At 34.4% G+C, this 21368-nt stretch carries 18 protein-coding genes and 1 pseudogene; 14 read left to right on the top strand and 5 right to left on the bottom strand.

Annotation, left to right across the window (positions count from 1 at the left end):
* Window positions 1–91: 91 nt before the first annotated feature.
* Complete coding sequence (gene pabB / locus B0X80_RS03800; protein ID WP_077338484.1) at window positions 92–1549, bottom strand: aminodeoxychorismate synthase component I; 1458 nt, start codon at window positions 1547–1549, stop codon at window positions 92–94.
* 203 nt (window positions 1550–1752) lie between these two features.
* Here pabB and B0X80_RS03795 point away from each other — a divergent pair, with 203 nt between their 5' ends.
* The 3 genes from B0X80_RS03795 (at window position 1753) to B0X80_RS03785 (ending at window position 5767) form a co-directional block, all read left to right on the top strand.
* The gene (locus tag B0X80_RS03795; protein WP_077338483.1) at window positions 1753–3276 is read left to right on the top strand and encodes a fumarate hydratase; all 1524 of its coding nucleotides are present in this window, start codon (window positions 1753–1755) and stop codon (window positions 3274–3276) included.
* Between the two features lie 219 nt (window positions 3277–3495).
* A complete protein-coding gene (locus B0X80_RS03790; protein ID WP_077338482.1) occupies window positions 3496–4875 on the top strand; it encodes a DNA recombination protein RmuC in 1380 nt (459 codons plus the stop codon).
* Between the two features lie 55 nt (window positions 4876–4930).
* The gene (locus B0X80_RS03785; protein WP_077338481.1) at window positions 4931–5767 is read left to right on the top strand and encodes a hypothetical protein; all 837 of its coding nucleotides are present in this window, start codon (window positions 4931–4933) and stop codon (window positions 5765–5767) included.
* 73 nt (window positions 5768–5840) lie between these two features.
* Here the strand turns inward: B0X80_RS03785 and B0X80_RS03780 are convergent, their stop codons facing one another.
* Entirely contained in the window at window positions 5841–6389 is a 549-nt protein-coding gene (locus B0X80_RS03780; RefSeq protein WP_175623868.1) for a DUF2141 domain-containing protein, read from the bottom strand.
* A 15-nt stretch (window positions 6390–6404) separates the two neighbouring features.
* Here B0X80_RS03780 and B0X80_RS03775 point away from each other — a divergent pair, with 15 nt between their 5' ends.
* From B0X80_RS03775 to B0X80_RS03730, 10 genes and pseudogenes are all read left to right on the top strand, one after another.
* The gene (locus B0X80_RS03775) at window positions 6405–7328 is read left to right on the top strand and encodes a hypothetical protein (RefSeq protein ID WP_076419215.1); all 924 of its coding nucleotides are present in this window, start codon (window positions 6405–6407) and stop codon (window positions 7326–7328) included.
* A gap of 6 nt (window positions 7329–7334) precedes the next feature.
* Window positions 7335–8480: a beta-ketoacyl-ACP synthase III gene (locus tag B0X80_RS03770; protein ID WP_077338479.1), complete on the top strand. Its 1146-nt coding sequence runs from the start codon at window positions 7335–7337 to the stop codon at window positions 8478–8480.
* 1 nt (window position 8481) lies between these two features.
* Complete coding sequence (locus B0X80_RS03765) at window positions 8482–8886, top strand: DarG family dialkylresorcinol biosynthesis protein (protein ID WP_077338478.1); 405 nt, start codon at window positions 8482–8484, stop codon at window positions 8884–8886.
* A complete protein-coding gene (gene darH / locus B0X80_RS03760; protein ID WP_077338477.1) occupies window positions 8883–9887 on the top strand; it encodes a BtrH-related acyltransferase DarH in 1005 nt (334 codons plus the stop codon). The genes B0X80_RS03765 and darH overlap by 4 nt, the downstream gene beginning before the upstream one ends.
* Before the next feature lie 3 nt (window positions 9888–9890).
* Complete coding sequence (fabG, locus tag B0X80_RS03755) at window positions 9891–10616, top strand: 3-oxoacyl-ACP reductase FabG (protein WP_077338476.1); 726 nt, start codon at window positions 9891–9893, stop codon at window positions 10614–10616.
* Between the two features lie 4 nt (window positions 10617–10620).
* Window positions 10621–11472: a MipA/OmpV family protein gene (locus B0X80_RS03750; RefSeq protein ID WP_077338475.1), complete on the top strand. Its 852-nt coding sequence runs from the start codon at window positions 10621–10623 to the stop codon at window positions 11470–11472.
* A gap of 11 nt (window positions 11473–11483) precedes the next feature.
* Entirely contained in the window at window positions 11484–11924 is a 441-nt protein-coding gene (locus B0X80_RS03745; RefSeq protein ID WP_175623867.1) for an excinuclease ABC subunit A, read from the top strand.
* A 180-nt stretch (window positions 11925–12104) separates the two neighbouring features.
* Window positions 12105–12548 carry a DUF4339 domain-containing protein gene (locus tag B0X80_RS03740; protein WP_077338474.1) on the top strand — a complete coding sequence of 148 codons (444 nt, stop codon included), beginning with the start codon at window positions 12105–12107 and terminating at the stop codon, window positions 12546–12548.
* 63 nt (window positions 12549–12611) lie between these two features.
* On the top strand, window positions 12612–13586 hold the full coding sequence (locus B0X80_RS03735; protein WP_077338473.1) for a DUF4339 domain-containing protein: 975 nt from the start codon (window positions 12612–12614) through the stop codon (window positions 13584–13586).
* Between the two features lie 178 nt (window positions 13587–13764).
* A pseudogene (locus B0X80_RS03730) lies at window positions 13765–14033 on the top strand (transposase); the annotation flags it as partial.
* 58 nt (window positions 14034–14091) lie between these two features.
* Here B0X80_RS03730 and B0X80_RS03725 read toward each other — a convergent pair.
* The 3 genes from B0X80_RS03725 to B0X80_RS03715 form a co-directional block, all read right to left on the bottom strand.
* On the bottom strand, window positions 14092–15432 hold the full coding sequence (locus B0X80_RS03725; RefSeq protein ID WP_425439690.1) for an alkaline phosphatase: 1341 nt from the start codon (window positions 15430–15432) through the stop codon (window positions 14092–14094).
* 71 nt (window positions 15433–15503) lie between these two features.
* Window positions 15504–16685, bottom strand: a complete 1182-nt coding sequence (locus B0X80_RS03720) for an endonuclease/exonuclease/phosphatase family protein (protein ID WP_425439689.1) — start codon at window positions 16683–16685, stop codon at window positions 15504–15506.
* A 39-nt stretch (window positions 16686–16724) separates the two neighbouring features.
* Complete coding sequence (locus tag B0X80_RS03715; protein WP_077338470.1) at window positions 16725–17408, bottom strand: TetR/AcrR family transcriptional regulator; 684 nt, start codon at window positions 17406–17408, stop codon at window positions 16725–16727.
* A 709-nt stretch (window positions 17409–18117) separates the two neighbouring features.
* Between B0X80_RS03715 and B0X80_RS03710 the strand changes: the two genes are divergently transcribed.
* The gene (locus B0X80_RS03710) at window positions 18118–21348 is read left to right on the top strand and encodes a TonB-dependent receptor (RefSeq protein WP_077338469.1); all 3231 of its coding nucleotides are present in this window, start codon (window positions 18118–18120) and stop codon (window positions 21346–21348) included.
* Window positions 21349–21368: the final 20 nt, after the last annotated feature.

Raw genomic sequence — 21368 nt, 5'->3', positions numbered from 1 at the left:
AAAGGCTCAATTAAAAAGGTGTTATTTATAAATACTTTTAGCTTAACTTAAGTTTGGATAACAATCTAATTCAAAAGTAGTATGTTAATTATTAAGTCTTTGAATGTAAAAATTTACCTTTAAGTACAGGTATGATTTTATTTACTTTATCGAAGGTTTCTTGGTATTCATCAGCGAGAACCGAATCTGCAACTAACCCGCCACCTGCCCAGCAATGTATTTTGTTGCTTTCACAGATTAAGGTTCTAATCGTTATGCTGGTATCCATATTGCCGCATGCCGAAATATAACCGATAGAACCGCAATATATGCTTCGTCTATGGGGTTCTAATTCTTCAATAATTTCCATTGCTCTAATTTTCGGTGCTCCAGTAATTGATCCTCCAGGAAAAGCCCCTCGTAATAAATCGGTTGCGTTAAATTGCGCAGAGAGTTTTCCTTCAACTGTGCTAACTAAATGGTGTACAGCGGGAAAGCTTTCTATATCAAATAACTTAGGTACAACAACGGATCCTGCTTCGCATACTTTACTGATATCGTTACGGAGTAGGTCAACAATCATTAAGTTTTCAGCTTTGTCTTTTGCTGAAGTTTTTAGTTCTTCTGCGGCTTGTTGATCAAGCTCAGCTAAGTGATGTCTTGGTCGTGTACCTTTTATTGGCTTACTTTGAACTTGTTGGTCGTTAAGTTGTAAAAATCGTTCAGGAGATATACTTAAAATAGCCGCATCTTCAAGTCTTATGAAAGCTGAAAAAGGAGCGTTGTTTTCTTCACGCAGTGTTTTATATGCTTGAAATTCGTCGCCAGAATAATTGGCTGAAAAACGTTGTGCTAAATTTATTTGGTAACAATCCCCCGCTAATAAGTATTCATGTACCTGAGTAAACTTTTGCGCGTACTCTGTTTGGGTCATATTTGATAACCAATCAGAATCTAATGTAAATTCTAATTTTTTGTTTTGATTGGCTGTTTTAAACAGAGAAAAAAGAGTTGTTTCAATATCTGATCTTTCATTTTCTAAACAAAGTAAATGAAAATTTTGTGTTTTATTGTCAAAAATTATCGCTTTGTTATATATACCTACCGACATTTCAGGGATGTGAATATCTTGTTCACATAACTCAGGTAATATTTCAAACTCTCTTCCTAAATCGTAAGCAAAATAACCGACAGCGCCTCCTTTAAATGGAAATTTTATTGATGCTGAAACGTTAATATTTGAAAAGGTTTCTTCAATAGCTTGGTTAACCAAGGAAAGTGGATCTTTAGCACTTGTCATTATTGAGTTATTAGCCACGTTCTCTATTTTAGTTATTTTGTTTTTGGTTGATAAAGTAACTGCTGGATCCCACACTAAAATATCAAACTGACTATCAACATGACTATTATCACAAGAGTCTAACCAAATTGCCCAAGGCAAATGAGATAAATAGGAAAAAATGTCAACAGCAAGCACTTTGTCATTAAAATTAATGACGTGAGAAGTTAATTCAATGGCTGAATTTACAGGATTAGATGAATGAGTGTGTTGTTTTAACAAAGGCTGCATACTTTCTATAAGATGAATGTTTAATTATAAGGTGAATAATTAATATTACTAAACTGAATTAAGATACTTCTATAAGTTAGTAGCAGCACCTTAGCAAGCAAGGTATCATATCGGCAAAATTATAAGTTTCAACTAATTCCTCTCATGAATTCTTTATTCATAGGGTTTATCTAAATTCAAGGTAAATGTGACAAAGGTAAATTATGGCTATTATCAAACAGCAAGACCTCATCGACAGCATTGAAGATGCACTTCAGTATATTTCTTATTATCATCCACTTGATTTTATTCAAGCATTAGAAAAAGCATATAACAAAGAAAAAAGCCAGGCAGCTAAAGATGCGATTGCACAAATTCTTATTAATTCTCGTATGTCTGCGCATGGTAAACGTCCTATCTGTCAAGATACCGGTATTGTTACCTGTTTTGTGAAAGTAGGTATGGATGTTCAGTGGGATAAAACTGATTTAACCGTTCAGCAAATGGTTGATGAGGGGACACGTCGTGCTTATATGAATCCTGATAATCCTTTACGTGCTTCTATTGTTGCAGACCCCGCGGGTAAACGTATTAATACGAAAGATAATACACCAGCGGTTGTTCATATTGATATGGTCGCTGGCGGCGGTATTGAAATTATGATCGCAGCGAAAGGCGGCGGATCAGAAAACAAATCTAAAATGGTGATGTTAAACCCAAGCGATTCAATTGCTGATTGGGTTGTTAAAACGTTACCAACTATGGGCGCAGGCTGGTGTCCTCCAGGAATGTTAGGTATAGGTATTGGTGGTACGGCTGAAAAAGCAGGTGTATTAGCTAAAGAAAGCTTAATGGACCCTGTAAACATTCAAGAACTTATTGATCGTGGCCCTCAGAATGCAGAAGAAGAACTACGTTTAGAGATTTTTGAGCGTGTAAATAAATTAGGTATTGGTGCACAAGGTCTTGGTGGTTTAACAACGGTTGTTGATATTAAAATTAACTCAGTGCCAACTCATGCTGCATCTAAACCTGTAGTTATGATCCCTAACTGTGCGGCTACTCGCCATGTACATTTTCATTTAGACGGTTCAGGCCCAGCGGATCTTCAACCACCTAAATTAGAAGATTGGCCTGAAATTACATGGGAAGTAGGTGAAAACGTACGCCGTGTTAATGTGGATGAACTTAAGAAAGCTGATATTAGTGAATGGAAAACAGGTGAAACAGTATTATTGTCAGGCACTATTTTAACTGGTCGTGATGCTGCTCATAAACGTATTCAAGAAATGTTAGCTGCAGGCGAGAAATTGCCAGTAGACTTCACAGACAAGTTTATATATTACGTTGGTCCAGTAGATGCTATTGGTGACGAAGCTGTTGGTCCAGCAGGCCCTACAACAGCAACGCGTATGGATAAATTTACTGAGATGATGCTAGCTGAAACTGGTTTATTAGGCACAATTGGTAAAGCAGAACGTGGTGCAGCAACGTGCGAAAGTATTAAAAATCATAAGTCGGTTTACTTAATGGCTGTTGGTGGTGCTGCTTACCTAGTTTCTAAAGCAATCAAGAAAGCAAAAGTGGTTGCCTTTGAAGATATGGGAATGGAAGCTATTTACGAATTTGAAGTTGAAGATATGCCTGTAACGGTAGCTGTTGACTCTACTGGTGAATCTGCGCACGTTACTGGTCCTCAAATTTGGAAATTAAACATTGAAGAAGCAGACAAGAAAGCTAAAGGCTAATATCTTTAATTAGTTTATCTCGCTTTAATAAAACGTCATAAGGTAAAAGTTATGGCGTTTTTTGTTTTTATAAAGGCCTATAATTTTTATAGGACAAACGTAACCTACAGAATTTAATATGTTTATCTGTACTCTTTGCTATAAAAAATAAGAGTATTTCTAGCCGTTAATTGATAATTATGATTTAATAACTGTTCATTTTTACAGTGTTGGTGTTTTATGGCTGCGTTTCTTCAAGGTTTCCCTACAGATTTATATTCTCATTTAATATTAGCTGGCGTATTTATCGTCTTAGTATTATTGCTTATTATTCTATTTAAAAAGCAAAGTAGCTCCGAATTTGAAGAACAACTCCGGCTATTAAGCCATACAACAGATAAAAATCATCAACAATTAATACAATATATTAGTTCTAACCATCAGCAAGCTGCGTCTCAACAATCAGAATTAAAAACGTATTTTGAACAGCAAATTTCAGACTTTAAATTAAAATTGCTACGTCAGCATTCAGAGCAAGGCGAAAAGCAATCTCAAACTTTGTTTGAAAGTCGCCATCAACTGAGTACTATTTTGCATGAACACCAAAATATATTTAATAAAAATCAATTAAAATCGATTGATCAGTTAACCGAACACCTAAATAAAACGGCACAAAGCAATCGAGATGAACTAACAAAATCAATGCAATTATCTAGCGATAATATGGCAAAGCGTATCGATGAGTTAACAGTATCAACCGACAATCGATTAAAAGAAATTAACAATCAGGTTGAAAAACGCCTGGCGGAAGGATTTGAAAAAACAACTAAAACCTTTAACGATATTTTACAAAGATTAGCGCTGATTGATGATGCTCAAAAGAAAATAACTGAGCTTTCAACTAACGTAGTTAGCTTGCAGGAGGTACTAGCTGATAAGCGCTCAAGAGGGGCTTTTGGTGAAGTACAGTTAACAGCATTAATTAGAAATGTATTACCAGAACAGCATTTCTCGCTACAGCATACCTTATCAAATGGGAAAATAGCAGACTGTTTATTAATACTTCCAAAACCTACGGGTAATGTAGTTATCGATTCAAAGTTTCCTTTAGAAAGTTATAAAAAAATGGCAGATAATCAATTAGGTGATTACGACCGGAAAACTGCAGAACGCCAATTTAAAGTGGATATTAAAAAACACATAAATGATATTAGCGACAAATATTTAATAGATAAAGAAACCTCAGACGGCGCTATTATGTTTATTCCAGCAGAAGCTATTTTTGCTGAGATACATGCCCACCAAAGTGACTTGGTTGATTACGCTAATAAAAAACGCGTTTGGTTAGCGTCGCCAACAACGTTAATGGCGATATTAACGACCTCTAGATCTGTACTGAAAGACGAAGAAACGCGTAAACAAATTCATGTAATACAAGCTCATTTATCGGGTTTGTCGGATGATTTTGGTCGATTTAGAAGTCGATTTAATAACTTAGCTAAACATATTGATCAAGCGGCGAGTGATGTGAAACAAATTCACACGTCAGCAGATAAAATATCAAATCGTTTTGAAAAAATTGAAAGTGTTGATTTAGATTTAATTGAAGAAAAGAAGTAAAATAAATTTTTAAGCTTATTTTTATGCTTTTATATTATATTTTAAAGGACTACCAGTGAAACAGTTATTAACATCAATTTTAGTATTATTTATTCTTCCGTTTAGTTTTTTTGTTAAAGCTAATGTATATCAACAATTAACTTCAGGCCATTTATCGCAAATAAAGCTAGCTTCTCAAACGATGGCTGCAGGTAGAGAAAACACTAAAGAAAATGCTGATATATTAGCTGAAATATTATTATCTAAATATGAAAATGCGCTATCTATTGAAGTAGATACTTTATCTTGGGCATGTAAAGCGTTGGCCGCGACAAATGACGGGCGTTATAGAAATTTACTCATAAATATAGCGAATAGTAAAACTCATAAGAAATTAAGAAAATACGCTAAAAGTTCTTTTAAAAAACTGCCTAAAAGCCAAGATGAATATAAAAGAGGTAGTATTGAACTATCAGATTTACAAGCTAAAGAAAGTACGCGACTCTCAAAAGCAAAACCTATTCTTCCTAAGGCTTCTCTGAGTAAAACAGAGCGTATGTTATTTGTTATTGCAAAAGGTGATTTAAGGTCAATTAAATATATAGCACAAGGTGTTGTTGATAAAGGTGAAACGGATGGTCAAATTGCAGATGCTTTAAGTGAATTTATTTTAAATGAATATTTAAATGCAACTGAATATCAAATTGATACGTTAGCATGGATTTGTCGTGCATTAGGCCAACTTAATAATGGGCGTTATACTCAAGTAATGGAAATGGTATCAGAAAAATCAAATGCATCTAAAATAAGAAGTTATGCTAGAGACGCCTATAACGACTTACCCAAAGTTGAAAACTCGTATGTTAAAGGCACAGTAGACTTCAACGCTATTATTCAAAAATATAAAGCCTAATTTTAGTCTTATTTTGTAAAACTAACGCTTTCGTTTAATTGTCGATTTTATGAGAGCTTTAGTGTGACTTATATCACTTGTGTTTTCTTTTTTTCTTCTTTTTAGGATGTTTGAAATTAAGGGATATTGACGTATCAGACGTAACTAAAAACCTTGTATCTTCAATTGTAGGCTCACCACCAAATAAACTCGGGTTTTGTGAAAAAGCTACCGGTTCTTTTGGGATAGACGATATAGACGTATCTAATATATTATTTTTGTTTATATCTTGAAATGCTCTTACTGCATACTCCCCCTGATTTAATCCTTCAAAATAAACGATAAGCTCATTGCTATTTAAGGTAATAGTTTTTCTTTTTAGTGGTGTGAGTAAGGCCCAATGTGCTGATTTTTCATCAGCGATTTTAAATAATTCAAATGTTATTGGTGCATCAAATGTTTTTAATTTCTTGATGGCAATGACTAACTTAAATGTTTTATCTTGTGCTGTAGTGGGTGAAATAAAACAAAAAAAACAGCATGTAAATATAAATAAGTGTATGAGAGGGTTGAAGTTCACGAGTAGATCATTTTTATTTACAAAAGGTTTTGCTATGATACGCCACTTAATTTTATCGGGCAATGAAAGGACTATTTAGTGCGAAATGTATTAGTTATTGGTTATTCGCAAACAGGGCAATTAACCCAAATAACAGACGCTATTATGGGGCCTTTAAAAACGGCTGAAAATATCAATATTGATTACCATCAAGTGGTTCCTAAAACAGCATACTCTTTCCCCTGGTCTTTTTTCGATTTTTTTCAAATAATGCCTGAATCGGTTTATATGAAGCCGATCGAATTATCATCACGTGCACCTATTCAAAAAAAATACGATTTAATTATTGTGTCTTATCAAGTGTGGTTTTTATCGCCTTCTTTACCTATATCAAGCTTTTTACAAACAGAAGACGCCAAAATACTTTTTAAAAATACGCCAACTATTACCGTTCTTGGTTGTCGAGGTATGTGGCTAACAGCACAAGAGAAAATGAAAGGTTTATTGAATAATTTAGACGCAAAGTTAATTGACAATATTGTTCTTGCTGATGAATGTGGTGCAGGGTTTAGTTTTTTAGCTACGCCTTTATGGATGTTTACCGGTAAGAAAAAGCCTTGGTCTTGGGTGCCAAAAGCGGGAGTTTCAGATGAAGATATCACTGATGCAAAACGTTTTGGTGATGCGATGATTAAACGGTTTGAAGATGTAGAACTAAATAAAAAAGACTTGTCTGAACCGATAATGAAAGGATTACAAGCAGTAAAAGTAAATGAAAAATTTATTTTTAGTGAAAAAATAGGGCATCGCAGTTTCAAAGTTTGGGGTAAGTTATTAATGCTTTTAGGTCCTCAAAATACGATACGTCGAAAATTAGGATTATGTTTTTATACCACTTTCTTATTGGCTTTAATTATTACTGTTGTACCTATTACCGCATTAATTATTAAATTACTTTCTTCAATTTTTAAAGAAAAAATATCTAAACAAAAACAGTATTATGCTCAACCTTCAGGAGAGTAACGAGCTATGGTAAAACGTGTATTTATTAATAACATTTCTGCAGTACTGCCTAATGAGAAAGTTTCAAACTCAGATATGGAAGCCGTTATTGGTAAAATAGCAGGTAAAAAATCTCGAGCTAAACCTGTAATTTTAAGAAGTAACGGCATTAAATCTCGCTACTATGGTATTGATCCTCAAACAGGTGACTTTAATTATACTAATGCGTCTTTAGCCGCTGCTGCCGTACGTAAACTTTTTAATTCTGAAGCTGAACTAAATGCTATTGATAGCTTAATTGCTAGTACTTCTATGGCAGATCAAGTTATGCCAAATCATGCAGTTATGGTGCATGGCGAATTAAAAAATCCTCCTTGTGAAGCTGTTTCAACGTCAGGTATTTGCTTATGCGGTATAACCGCATTGAAATACGCCTTTTTAAATATTAAGGCAGGCGAAAGCAATAAAAGTGTTGTGGTGGCAAGTGAACTTGCGTCAGGCATTATGAAATCTGAAAATTTTGAAGCTGAGTGTGAGCATAAACTTTCACAGCTTAATGCAAGCCCTGAAATTGCCTTTGAAAAAGACTTTTTACGTTGGATGCTAAGTGACGGTGCTGGTTCTGTTTTAGTGTCAAATGAACCTAACGCCAAAGGAATCTCGTTAGAAATTGATTGGATTGATGTGACTTCCTTTGCTAACGAAATGGAAGCTTGCATGTATTCAGGGGCTGACAAAAAAGATGGACAACTCGTTGGTTGGATGAACTACAACGCTAAAGAACGAGAACAACTCTCAATAATGTCGGTGAAGCAAGACGTAAAATTATTAAACGAAAATATTGTAAGAACGACCGTTGAAAAAGCTTTGTCTCAAATTATCAGTAAAAGAGGCATAGTCGCGCAAGATTACGATTACTTCCTTCCTCATTATTCTTCCCATTACTTCAGAGAAAGATTGTTTGAAGGTTTAGTGAATATTGATTTTTCTATACCGTACGAAAAATGGTTTACCAACCTGACTGAAAAGGGGAATACAGGCTCAGCCTCTATTTTTATTATGTTAGAAGAACTATTTAAAACGAAAGCGCTTAAACCAGGACAAAAAATATTGTGTTATATTCCTGAAAGTGGGCGATTTTCAAGCGCTTTTATGCAATTAACCGTGGTGTAATATGAAAAAAGAAGAAGTTCCTCAAGACTCATGTAAATCATACAGTGGCCATAAAAAGCTGATATATGCAGTAGGTGACGAAGGTCATTACGAAGGCGTAAAATCTTCTGGCTGGGAAGTAGAAGGCTTTGCAACCGAAATGGCCGTAAAAGCTTTAGATGAACAATTAGCCCAAGCAACAATCGATTACCAACAAGGAAAAGTATCACCTTTAGGTTATTACATTCCACTATTTCGTTTCGACTTAATGTCTTTAGCTCATGCTACTGGCTTTTTTCAATGGCAAATTAAGCGTCATATCACAGTAAAAGTATTCAATAAATTATCAGACAAAAAATTAATGAAATACTGTGCTGTGTTTAATATTTCATTAGAAGAACTTAAAAAACCGGTAATAAAATCATGAATGCGCCTTTAAATCATATTGTTCATCGTCAATCTTCTCATTGTGAATCAGGCGTAGTGGCTAACATGCTCAATAGTCAAGGGTATGAGTTATCAGAACCTATGGTATTTGGTTTAGCGTCAGCATTAATGTTTGTGTATTTACCTATGGTTAAAGTCGGCGGATTACCGCTTATTGCTTATCGTATGCCACCTAAATCAATTATTTCTTCAGTATGTAAAAAGCTGAATGTGAAGTTAACCTCGCAAAAATTTTCAAATGAAGACGAAGGAATGAAAGCATTAGATGAAGCTTTAGCTAATGGAAAGTTAGTGGGCCTACAAACTTCAGTTTATTGGTTACCCTATTTTCCTGAAGATATGAGGTTCCAATTTAACGCACATAACTTAATGGTATATGGAAAAAATGAAGCAGGTGATTATCTGATCAGTGATCCCGTGTTTGAAGACGTTGTTACTTGTCCTGCAGAAAGCTTAAAACAAGCGCGTTTTGCTAAAGGTATGCTGGCAGCAAAAGGATTAATGTATGTTATGGATAAACCTGATGTAACAAGTGATTTAGCTATACAAATTAGAAAAAGCATCAAAAAAACAGCCAAAATGATGAATGGTCTTATACTACCTTTTTTTGGTATCAAAGGTATTTATCACTTAGCTAAAAAAATAGATAAACTTAAAAACGCGCCAGAACAAGAAGTGGGGATGTTTTTAAGTAATATCGTTAGAATGCAAGAAGAAATAGGCACCGGCGGTGCAGGCTTCAGGTTTATGTATGCAAGCTTTTTAGATGAAGCTTCACAATTACTGAAAGACGATAAGTTGCATGAAATATCTCAATTTACCACTGAAGTAGGTGACTTATGGCGAGAGTTTGCGATGAAAGCCGTACTGTTTTGTAAAAAACGTAAAAATATTACATTAGAAGAAGTATCTGCAAGTTTAAGAGTGTGTGCTGAGCATGAAACTCTTTTACGAGAAAAACTATTAGCGTGGAGCAAATAAATAATGAATCGTAGAGTTTTAGTTACAGGATCAGGTAAAGGGATTGGTAAAGCTATAGCATTGAAGCTTGCTGATATGGGATTCGATATTTGTTTACATTGTCGTTCAGATATAAACAGCGCTAAAGCGGTTGCTACATTAGTTGAAGAAAAAGGTGTAAAAGCAAATATTGTTCAGTTTGATGTTTCTGATAGACCGTTAGCAAAGCAAGTGCTTGAAGCTCAAATTGAAGAGTTTGGAAGCTTTTATGGCGTTGTATGTAACGCTGGTATTTCAGCTGACACGGCATTTCCAGCAATGACAGAACAAGAGTGGGACAGTGTTATTCATACGAATTTAGATGGTTTTTATAATGTATTACACCCACTTGTTATGCCAATGGTAAGTGCACGCAAAGGTGGTCGAATTATTACTATTTCCTCACTATCTGGAGAAATTGGTAACCGTGGGCAAGTGAATTACAGTGCATCAAAGGCAGGTGTTATCGGCGCAACAAAAGCCTTAGCGCTTGAATTAGCTAAACGTAAAATTACCGTTAATTGTGTAGCTCCTGGTTTAATTGAAACTGAAATGACAGATGACTTACCAATTGGTGATATTAAAAACATGATCCCATTAAGAAGAATGGGGAAACCTGAAGAAGTTGCCAGTGCTGTAGGCTTTCTTATTTCGGATGATGCTGGTTACGTTACACGTCAAGTAATCTCTGTAAACGGCGGAATATCATAAAGCCATGCAATCTATTTATAAAACAGGTGCTTGTTTAAAACTGTTTGTATCTGCTTTCATTTTGTTATTTATAAATAGCGTGTATGCAAAAGCGCCTGACTTTTTAGAAAATGCCGAATATTCATTTGGAATGGGAGGCGGTATTACTTATTTAAATGATTATATTGGTTCTGATGAGTCTAGTGCTTACGTGTTTCCATTCCCTTTTGTTTATTTTAAAAATGAACACTTAAAGATTGATAGGAATGTTTTTGAAGGAAATATATTTACCAACAAAAAATGGCATTTAGCATTTGATGCTGCAGGTAATTTACCTGTTAATAGCGACGATAATAAAGTCAGAGCTGGAATGCCTGATTTAGATTGGGTGGGAGAAATAGGGCCTTCTATTGAGTATTACATTCAAGGTGATGCCCAAAGCAAAAATAAGTTATATATTGATTGGTCTGTCAGAAAAGCGATAGCAACAGACTTTAAACATATCGATAATATTGGCTGGGTTTCACAACTCAGTTTGACTCAAAAATATGTAGTACAACAAAAAATAAAGGGCGGTGATGTGGTTATCGACTCATCGGTTTCTGCATTGTATAATGCATCACAATATTCAGGTTATTACTACAATGTACTTACTGAGTATGAAACTACTGAAAGACAGCAATATAGAGCCAGTTCAGGGTATGCTGGTTTTAGACTTGCAATTGGTGGCACTTGGCGTAAAAATAATTACTGGATAGGTATTTTTACTCGATATAGTAATATTGGTAACACAGCGTTTGAACACAGTCCTCTTGTTAAAAAAAATCATAACTTATTAGCTGGGATTGCTGTTTCATATATATTTTTAGATAACTAAAGGGAATAAAAATGAATATAAGTAAATTAGTAATAGCTTCTGTAGCGGCTCTTATTTTAACATCTTCTGCACAAGCTCGTGATGATCGTAATAGATATGACATTCAATCTTTATTGGAAAGCGAAAAAGCTAAAAAGGCATTATTAGATGTTCCATTGCATTTTGCTGAAAATAGCCCTACAAAATTTGAATCTAAATATGGCGAAGTATCAACTAATAAAAAAACCAATGCCTTTATGAAAAGTGATCAGGAAGCATGTGAATGGGCAATGTTGTCAGCATTAAAAGCGTTACAAGAACGTGCTGTAAGAGAAGGTATGACAGACGTAATTAACATAACATCTAATTATAAAAACCAACCTTTTTCATCTCCTACTGAATTTGAATGTGGCTCAGGTGCCGTTATGGCAGGTGTTGCATTAAAAGGCACTTTAGTAAAAATAGCTAAATAATTTTTTCTCCCATACTTTGATATTTAATTATCAAAGTATGGGCACCTTTAAAAATCATTAATAATAATAAATAATAGGTGCACAATTCACTATAACTTGATAAGTTTGAATTGAAAATTAAGGACACATACCTCGTTTGTATGTAATTTCTGTTAAAAATAAAACAAAGAAGAAATTAAAATGAAGAAATGGCTTTTTTCAAATAATGGTGAGATCACCAATCCCTTCACTTTTGCCGAAGCGCAAGAATATATCTCAGAAAACTCAAATTTAGATTTATATGTTTGGCATCCATCTTTTACACATTGGATGCCACTTAGTAGTATTGATGACTTTGATGTTGAGATATCGATCCCTGTTCCACCTGTAGCTTTACCAAAAGAGCTCATAGAGGAATATAAAAACCAAGAGCAAGGATTATTTAAAACATTAACTCGAATAGACAATACACTCGGGAATACTCGAGCAGCATTGTCTGAACTTGATAATGATATTGATACTTATAAAAACTTTACAGAAAAGCTAAATACTGAAGTTGAGATAACACTTAACAATGTACGTAAACAGTATGCAGCTCTGCAAAAAAGTATTGATGAGTTTAAAAAGGATGAGCTTGTTTTTTAATTATAGGCAAGTTTTCAATATGGGTTTTAACATCTAGTTTATAAAAACAATAAGATAATAATTATGAAAAAATGGTATTTTTCAGATGATGGCAAAGTTACAGGGCCATATAGTCTAAATGATGCAAGTGCATTACTTGCTAAAAATAATGAACTGTATGGGTGGAATTCTTCTTTAAGCCAATGGTTACCGGTTACACATATTTCAGAATTAAGTGAATTTATTTCTGAAAGCAAACCTACGGTTCAGGTATCGAAAGAGCTAATAGATAAATTTGTTACTAAAAAGCGTGATTTAAATAAAAAAGTCACTTTGATTGATGAAAGTATTAAAAAGACTCAAGTACATATTGAAACTTTTGAAAAAGAGATAAATAAATATAAACAATTAACTGAAAGTTTGTCTTCAGATGTAAAAGATAATATTTTACCTTTAGAAAAAAAACATCAGTTCGTGACTAAACAACTAAGAGAATTAGCTAAAGCTTCAGAAATAGCTAAACATGAAATCATAGATGTTGTACAAGAGTTTGGCGATTTAGTTTTAAGCAAGTCGAATGAAAATACAGAAGCGTTATTAGCACTTAAAGAATTACCAGAGCTAAAAGCTGAAGATAACGTTGATCAAGTGAGAGTACAGAAGCCTTCTGTAAAAGTTAATCCCCCTGAAGCGGTAAAAACAGAAGAAAATAAAACCGTTAACAAAAGCGTTGCTATTGAAAAGTCGGAATCTGAAAAAGTTGTTCCCTTAAAAGAAAATACAACGGCCGAGAAAGAACCATCAATAAAATCTTCAGCGCAAGAATCATCAGTAGAAAAAACAGCTGGAGAAAATAAAGCCTTTAGCGGTGTTAAAAATAAGTTTAAATCTGTTTTTAAACCTAAAGTTGAAGAACCCGCAATGAAGTTATCTGAACAACTAAAACAGCTAGAAAAAGAACCAGAAGAAGAGTTAGTTTATATTGATTCAGACGTTGGTGATGAATCGTTTGAAGACAGTGATTTAAAAAGAAAGCGTAGACGACGTAGACGTTTTTAAAGTTGTTAAAATAAAAAAGCTGAATAAATATTCAGCTTTTTAGTTTTTAGTGACCCGTCCTAAATAAGGTTGACACTTTTTCGACAATAAAATGGAGAGTGTTATGGAATCAACAACTAAACGTACCCAAAAAGATTATTCAATCGCTTTTAAATAAGGTGTTGTAAAGCAAGTGGAAAGAGGGGGGCAATATTGCTCAAATGAATATCAACATCTTCACAGAAAATATGATGTAAAATGTTCAATGACAGATGGCTATGATTGTATCAAAATGCTTTGGCGGAGCGTATAAACGGTATACTCAAAAATGAATACTTGTTGGTAAAACCTAGATAGTTATGTGAAGCTAAGAGAATGGTTGCAGAAGCAGTCATGCTCTATAATCAAAGAAGGCCGCATACGGCCTTAAAATACAAAACGCCCGATGAAGTATATCAGGCGTTTTAATTAAATTACTTTCAACCCATACTAGGACGGGTCATAGATTAAATATATTAAGAACAAATTATTTATCTAATAAGGTAAATATCTTTTTAGCAATATCTGTATTGTCTTGATACCCATTAAACATGTCTTTATTGCTACCTAAAGCAAAAACAGGAACATCGGCAGCTGTGTGGCCTGAAGATGTCCAACCTGTATTTGTACGACCATCTATTACCTTTTTAACTGCAGTGTATAGTGCTTTTTCAAGACTAATTTTTTTAGACTTAGCCTCATCTGTAATCGCTGTAATTTGAATGTTTTTTAACGTATCACTTTTGACAGTAATAAGTGTTGATAATTCATCTTCAGTTAATTCAAAGTTAAATAGTTCGTTAGTTTTAGTTTTAGTTATATCATTAGTTTCAAGTGCTTTAGCTATAGATGCAGGAGATTGAAGCATGGTTCTTAAAACTTCAGGTTTCCATTCGTAAACGCCGTGTGCGCCTAAAGTAACACCACCTGTGCTGTGATCGGCTGTTACAACTACTAAGGTATCAGGGTGTGATTTAACGTAAGTTTCTAAGTATTCAAGTGTTTTTGCTAAATCGTCCATTTCGCCCATAGCTGCTGCTATATCGTTTGCGTGTCCGCCCCAATCAATTTGACTGGCTTCAATTAATAGAAAATAACCTTTTTGGTTTTCTAAATGTTTTGTTGCTGCTTTGGCCATGCTTGAAAGACGATGCATGTTGGTATCGTCTAATGCCCAAGGTAAACCTTTTTTATCAAATAAACCGAATAAAGGTTTATCGGTTGTCGTTGTTTCTAGTGCCTGATAACTATCTACGTAGGTAAACCCATTATCTTTAAATTCGTTAACGAGATTACGGTCGTCTCTAATAAAGTATTTCCAACCTCCGCCAAGGTATACGTCGGCTTTTATACCATCATCTATGTAGCTATCAGCAATTTCGTTGTAGTTTTGTCTGCTTTCATTGTGAGCTAAATAAGAGGCAGGTGTCGCGTGATTGATTTGTGAAGTCACCACTATACCTGTTTTTTTACCGAGTGATTTAGCTCGCTCTAGTACAGTTTCAAGTGGATTCTTATCCATATCAACACCAATAGCGCCATTATAGGTTTTATTTGCTGTTGAAAGCGCAGTAGCACTAGCTGCTGAATCAGTTACATATGAATGATGAGTGTCGGGGTAGGTACTGCTCATACCAACTAAATGTCTGTCGAAAACGGTATTTTCTACTTTAGGTGTTGTTGGATCATCTTTAAAGTAGCGATAGGCTGTTGTATAAGTGGGGCCCATACCGTCACCTACAACCATAATAATATTTTTAGGTGCTGAAATAACTGGCGCTGACTCTGCTGGGGTAACTGTTGTTTTTGATTCGTTACCGCACGACATAGTCAAACCAGCAATGGTTAATGCTGCAAGTATTTTATTCATAATAGGATGTCCTATAGATTTTTTAAAGGTTATAGGCTGATATCAACCCAAACTAAACGGTGATCTGAAGAAGCAGCTCTGTCTTTAACAAGCCTAAATTCATCATCTGTTGGTAATGGCCAAAACACACCAGAATTTATAATGGTAATAAGGTTTTTGGAAGGTAAAACATAATCAGCTCGCATACCCCAATGTGCAGTATGGTTTTTACTGTATGGGTTATTTGGGTTGTGAGCTTTTCCGCCTTTACTGCCGGGTTTACTGTCTTGAATATTAGGGTGAGCAAGTAAATCGGTTATACCTTCTTTAATGGCATCGCCGTCAACACTTGAAGCATTTTGGTCTCCCATAATAACAAAAGCGCTATTTGGGGCTATGCCGCCTTTTATACCGTTGTCGTCGTATAAATAATCGTTTTTATTCGGTGTTATATAATCATTCCATAATCGTATTTCGTCGTGATTACGCTTGCCGTTTCTATCTTCAGGACCATCAAAAACAGGCGGAGTAGGGTGGCTGGCTAATACGTGAAGTGTTTTATTGCCAATAGTGACAGGGATGTCCCAATGGGATTTAGACGATAATCTAAAATTATTCCATGCTTCGTCGTTGTACCAAGGTTTATTCGTTTTTGGATCTATTGGCTTTAAAGCATTTGGCATATCTTTCCATTTAAAGTGTTGGAAAGTTCTAATGTCTTTTTCATTAATAGGGTATTTTGATAATAACACCATACCAAAATGGCCGGGGAAGTAACCAAAGCCGTAATTATCGTTAGGTGAATCACCTTTAACTTTATCGTTATTTAAATCAAACGGCGTAGGTACACCTGTATTTACAGGGCCTTGGTAAAAGTAAGGAAAATTAATGGCTGTTTGGCCCTGTTGGCTTTTATTTAAGTACTTAGATAAAAAGCGTTTAATGGCTTGATGAGAGTCATCTTCACGATCAAATTCATTTAATAAAATAATATCAGGGTTAACACGCTGAATAATTTCAGCAATATTTCTTATTTGTTGATGATTGTTTTTTAATTGCGTGCTGAGCTCATTACCTTTTACTGATGGAACTTGGCCTTTAACATAAGGAAGATAATTCAAAGCTTCCATACTTACATTGAATGTTGCTATACGAAGTTTTTGAGGTGTTTTAGTTTCATTAGCCATACTTAAGCCTGTAATGAGTAAAGGTAAAATCGCTAGCAGTAAGATAATTTTTTTCAATGTTGTTCCTTATTTAGCAATAGGAGATTAATCTTTCTTTAAACCACAACCACGCAGAATAAAGTCGGTTAAAAATGCCGTAACTTTTTCGCAATCTTCATCTTCAAAATCTGCCTGATTCATTACCGTTAATATTTGATTATCAAAGTCAGCATAATGTTGGGTTGAAGACCAAATAAGAAAAATTAAATGTACAGGATCAACATTAACCATTTCACCATTGTCTATCCATTGCTGAAATAAAAGCGCCTTTTCTCTTACCCACTTGCGTAAATAGGTACGCGTAAAATCTTTTAGGTGTTGCGCACCTTGAATAATTTCCATAGCGTAAATTTTAGAGGCCGCAGGTTCTTTAAATGATAACTGAACTTTAGACGCGATAAATTTTTCAATAGCTACTATAGGTCCGTGGTCAGGATCTATATCACCAATAGCATCATCCCACATAGCTAATGTACGCTCTAAAACAGCATGGTATATGTTCTCTTTATTTTTAAAGTAATAAAGTACATTAGCTTTAGGTAACTCTGCTCGGTCAGCAATTGCTTGTACCGTAGCACCTTTATAACCCTGTAAGATAAATTCTTCTTGAGCGGCAGCTAATATTTTATCTTGGCTTTTTTCTCTAATACTGCCTTGTTTTGTTGTTTTGATAGTCTGCTCTTTTTGTTGAATGTTACTTTGTTTAGTTAGTTTATTATTTTCTTTCATATAATTGAACACTCCTGTAATCAAAAAACGCAGCTTGTATTCATATACTGAGCTTATACGAAGTTAATAATTAAACTATATAGCTGACTATATGGTTTAACTACTGAAATTTATTTTTATCATTTCTGTCATTTTAAAACAATTTAATGACAGAAATATTAAATTATTTTATATGTATATCTCGTTAATTTAGCTTCTTTATAGCTTGAAAAGTATAAAGCGAGTAAAAAACAGAAGTTATTGTAGGTTATTAGCTGGTTAATATCATTTTTAAATTTTTTGTTGTTTATTAGGTTTGTTTTATATTTTTCTTAGCCTTTTGATTTTATAGGTGTGTGCTTGGGCTTAAATATAAGTTGACCGTTTGGTTTGTAAAATTTAATTGTTTTTTGTAAGTATAATATTTTGTTTTAAAAATAACATTTTTAATATCTAAAAGAATTTATGAAATAATTCTTATTAAATATAATTTTTATTAAGTTATTGTAAAATAATGTTAAATCTTTATTTTTGTTTGTTTTTTAATATTGTGAGATAAGTTGTTTTAATTTGCTTTTTAACGTGAGATGAAATCATGTAATGAAAATGTAAAGAAACTTTGCTTTAATCAGAATTAACTATAATAAATATAAAAAATAAATACTAACTAATTGCACAACATTTTACTTAAACATAAGAACACAATTTTTAAACTTATACTAAGGAATATATGATGAAAACTCATCGACTCTCAAAACTTACTGGTGCTGTTGTTTTAGCACTTGGTTTGTCAACATCAGCCATGGCTGCTGATACCTCTTCAGGTATTAGGGGTACTATTGTTGGACCTGCAGGTAATGCAGCTGCTAACACCACTATTATTGTTACGCATGAGCCTTCAGGCACACGTAAAACATTAACAACTAATGACTCAGGAGCTTTTTTCGCTCAAGGGTTACGTGTTGGTGGACCTTACACAATAGAAATTGACTCTGATAAATTTCAAGATAAAAAATTATCAAATGTTTATATTTCATTAAGTGAAGTGTTTCGTGTTTCTGAATCTCTAGAAGATTTAAATGTAGAGCGCATTGAAGTAACTGGAACGTCTAGTTTATATGAGCAAATAAGTGGTTCTGAAAGTACTTTTTACGGTGATCAAATCAGTAAAGCGGCTTCTTTTAACCGAGATATTAAAGATATTGCTCGTCAAAACCCTATGGCTGTTGTAGGTAATGATGGTTCTTCATTATATTTAGCAGGGAGTAACCCTCGTTATAATAGTTTGAAAGTTGATGGTGTAAAACTGAATGATGATTTTGGTTTAGCTGGTAACGGTTACCCAACTGAGCGCTCGCCTATTGCTTTTGATTCTATTGAGCAATTAAGTGTAGCAATTGCACCTTTCTCCGCAAAAGAAGGTGGTTTTTCTGGTGGACAACTTAGTGTTGTTACAAAATCAGGTACGAATGATTTTCACGGAAGTGTATTTTTTGAAAAAGCACAAGATTCTTGGGCTGGCGATCCAGAGCATCCTGAAACAGGCGAAGACATTAAATTAAAATTTAAAGAAGAAAGTTATGGAGCTACTTTAGGTGGTCCAATTATTAAAGATAAGCTTTTCTTCTTTGCTTCATATGAAACATTTGAAGCACCTAGTACTGTTAATACAGGCCCCGCTGGTTCTGGTGTAGCAAATGAAATCAGTAATGTCTCATTAAATGATCTTGAACGTGTAGTGAGTACAGCACAATCTAAGTATGGTTATGATGCGGGTTCTTGGGATGCATCAATTCCTTTAGAAGATGAAAAATATTCTTTAAAACTAGACTGGAATATTAACGACGATCATCGCGCCTCATTAACTTATGGTTATGGCTTTAGTAATAGTGCTGGTAATACAACTGGCCGTTCAAACGAATTGTATTTATCTTCGCATTGGTACAATAGAACAAATGAGTATGAGACGTATGTTGGTCAGTTATTCTCGTATTGGACAGAAAACTTTTCAACTGAAATGAAAGCATCATACAAAGAAAGTACAAACAGCCAAGCTTCTGTTGGTGGTTTGGAATTTGGTGAAGTTAAGATTGACCATGGTGGTGGGAAAATTAATTTAGGTTCTGATGATAGCCGCCATGCTAATCAATTGAGTAATGAAACATTGCAATTACGATTCAGTGGTGAATATTTACTTGATGATCATGCAATTTCATTTGGTTGGGAATATGAAAAAGTTGATGTATTTAACATCTTTATGCAACATTATTTAGGATCATGGTATTTTGATTCTATTGAAGACTTTGAATCAGGGAACGCTGATTGGTTTGAATATCAAAATAACCCAAGTTTAAATAGAGATGATGCTGCTGCAAGCTTTAGTTTAAGTAACCATGCTTTTTATGTTGAAGATAGCTGGGATGTTAATGATACTTTCAATTTAACTTATGGTTTACGTTATGAACGTATTTCTAACAGTGACAAGCCTACAGAAAACGCATTATTTGAAAAACGTAATGGTTTTAAAAATAATGAAAATTTAGATGGCGCAGATATCCTTTTACCTCGCGTAGGCTTCAAATGGGATCTAGATGAAGAAATTGAAGGCTTAACGCTTCGTGGTGGTTTTGGTTTATTTAGTGGTGGTAGTCCTAACGTATGGGTATCAAATTCATTTACTAACGATGGTAGTCGTATTGCTGCCTATAGTAGCCGAAATGAAAGTGATGCTGACCAATCTTTGGTTGATGCATACCTAAACAACCCAGATCCTAGCAGTATTCCACAACGAGCTTTAGATACAATCTCTGGTTCATCGCTAGACGGTGCTAATTCTAATATTGATGCTATTGACCCTGATTTCGAAATTCCAAGCACATGGCAATATAGTGTTGCAGCAGATTATGTTGCTGACTTTAGTGCTATAGGGTTAGGCGAAAACTGGAACATCAGCGGTGAAGTTTTATACAAGAAAGTTAAAGATGGAGTTATTTGGGAAGATTTGAGTCGTCAAGTTGACACTTCTCGTGGTCTTAACGGCTATACTGTAGATGGTCGCCCAATCTATGGTTTTGCATTTAATACAGATAGTGAAGCTTATCAAGCAGGTGATCAAGGACGAGGTCGTCGTGATATTTTAATGACAAATATTAGTGGTGGTGAAACATTAATTAAAACGTTTAGTTTAAGTAAAACCTTTGAAAGTGGTTTGAATATGAATTTCTCGTATACTAATACTGATGTGGAAGATCGCTTTGCAGCATCAGGAACTTCATCTAATACGTCATATGAGTTCCATCCGGTATACGATCCACAAAATGTTGCTCTAGGCACCTCATCTTATGAAACTAAGCACAGAATTACATTAAATTTACGTTACAGCACTGAGTTCATCGGCGGTTATGCAACAACATTCCATGCATTTTTTGAACGTAAATCTGGTCGCCCATACAGCTGGGTCTTAGGTAAAAACTTTAATGAAACTGGTTTAGATGGTGATTTAGATCTTCATCCGGCATATTTACCTTACATTCCAACAGGATCTGATGATGCAGCCGTTGATTTTGCAAATGGTCTGAGTTATTCAGAAATTGTTTCACAACTTGAAGTTCTTGGATTATCTACTGAAGGCGGAGCTTTAGCTAAAAATAATCAGCGTGCTCCTTGGGTTTCAAGTCTTGATTTAAGAATTGAACAAGAGCTTCCTGGTATTTTTGATGGGCATAAAGGCTTGTTGTATATAGATATTGATAATGCTTGGGCAATTATTGATAAAGACTCGGCTCGTGTTTATAGAAATGAATTTGGCAACAGTACGTCAGATTTGTTTGGTTATGATATTAATGACCAAGGACAATATGTATACAGTTCTAAAAACGCAGAAGCAGATGATGCACCTACTGTTTTTGAGGATAGAGCATCTACATGGAATGTTAAAATTGGTGTTAAATACACTTTCTAATTTTAATGTTTGATATCTAA

It is taken from the genome of Pseudocolwellia agarivorans (assembly GCF_002000085.1).
Lineage (GTDB): Bacteria > Pseudomonadota > Gammaproteobacteria > Enterobacterales > Alteromonadaceae > Pseudocolwellia > Pseudocolwellia agarivorans.
Note: the sequence above shows the minus strand (reverse complement) of the source record. Positions and strands in the feature narration are given on the sequence as shown.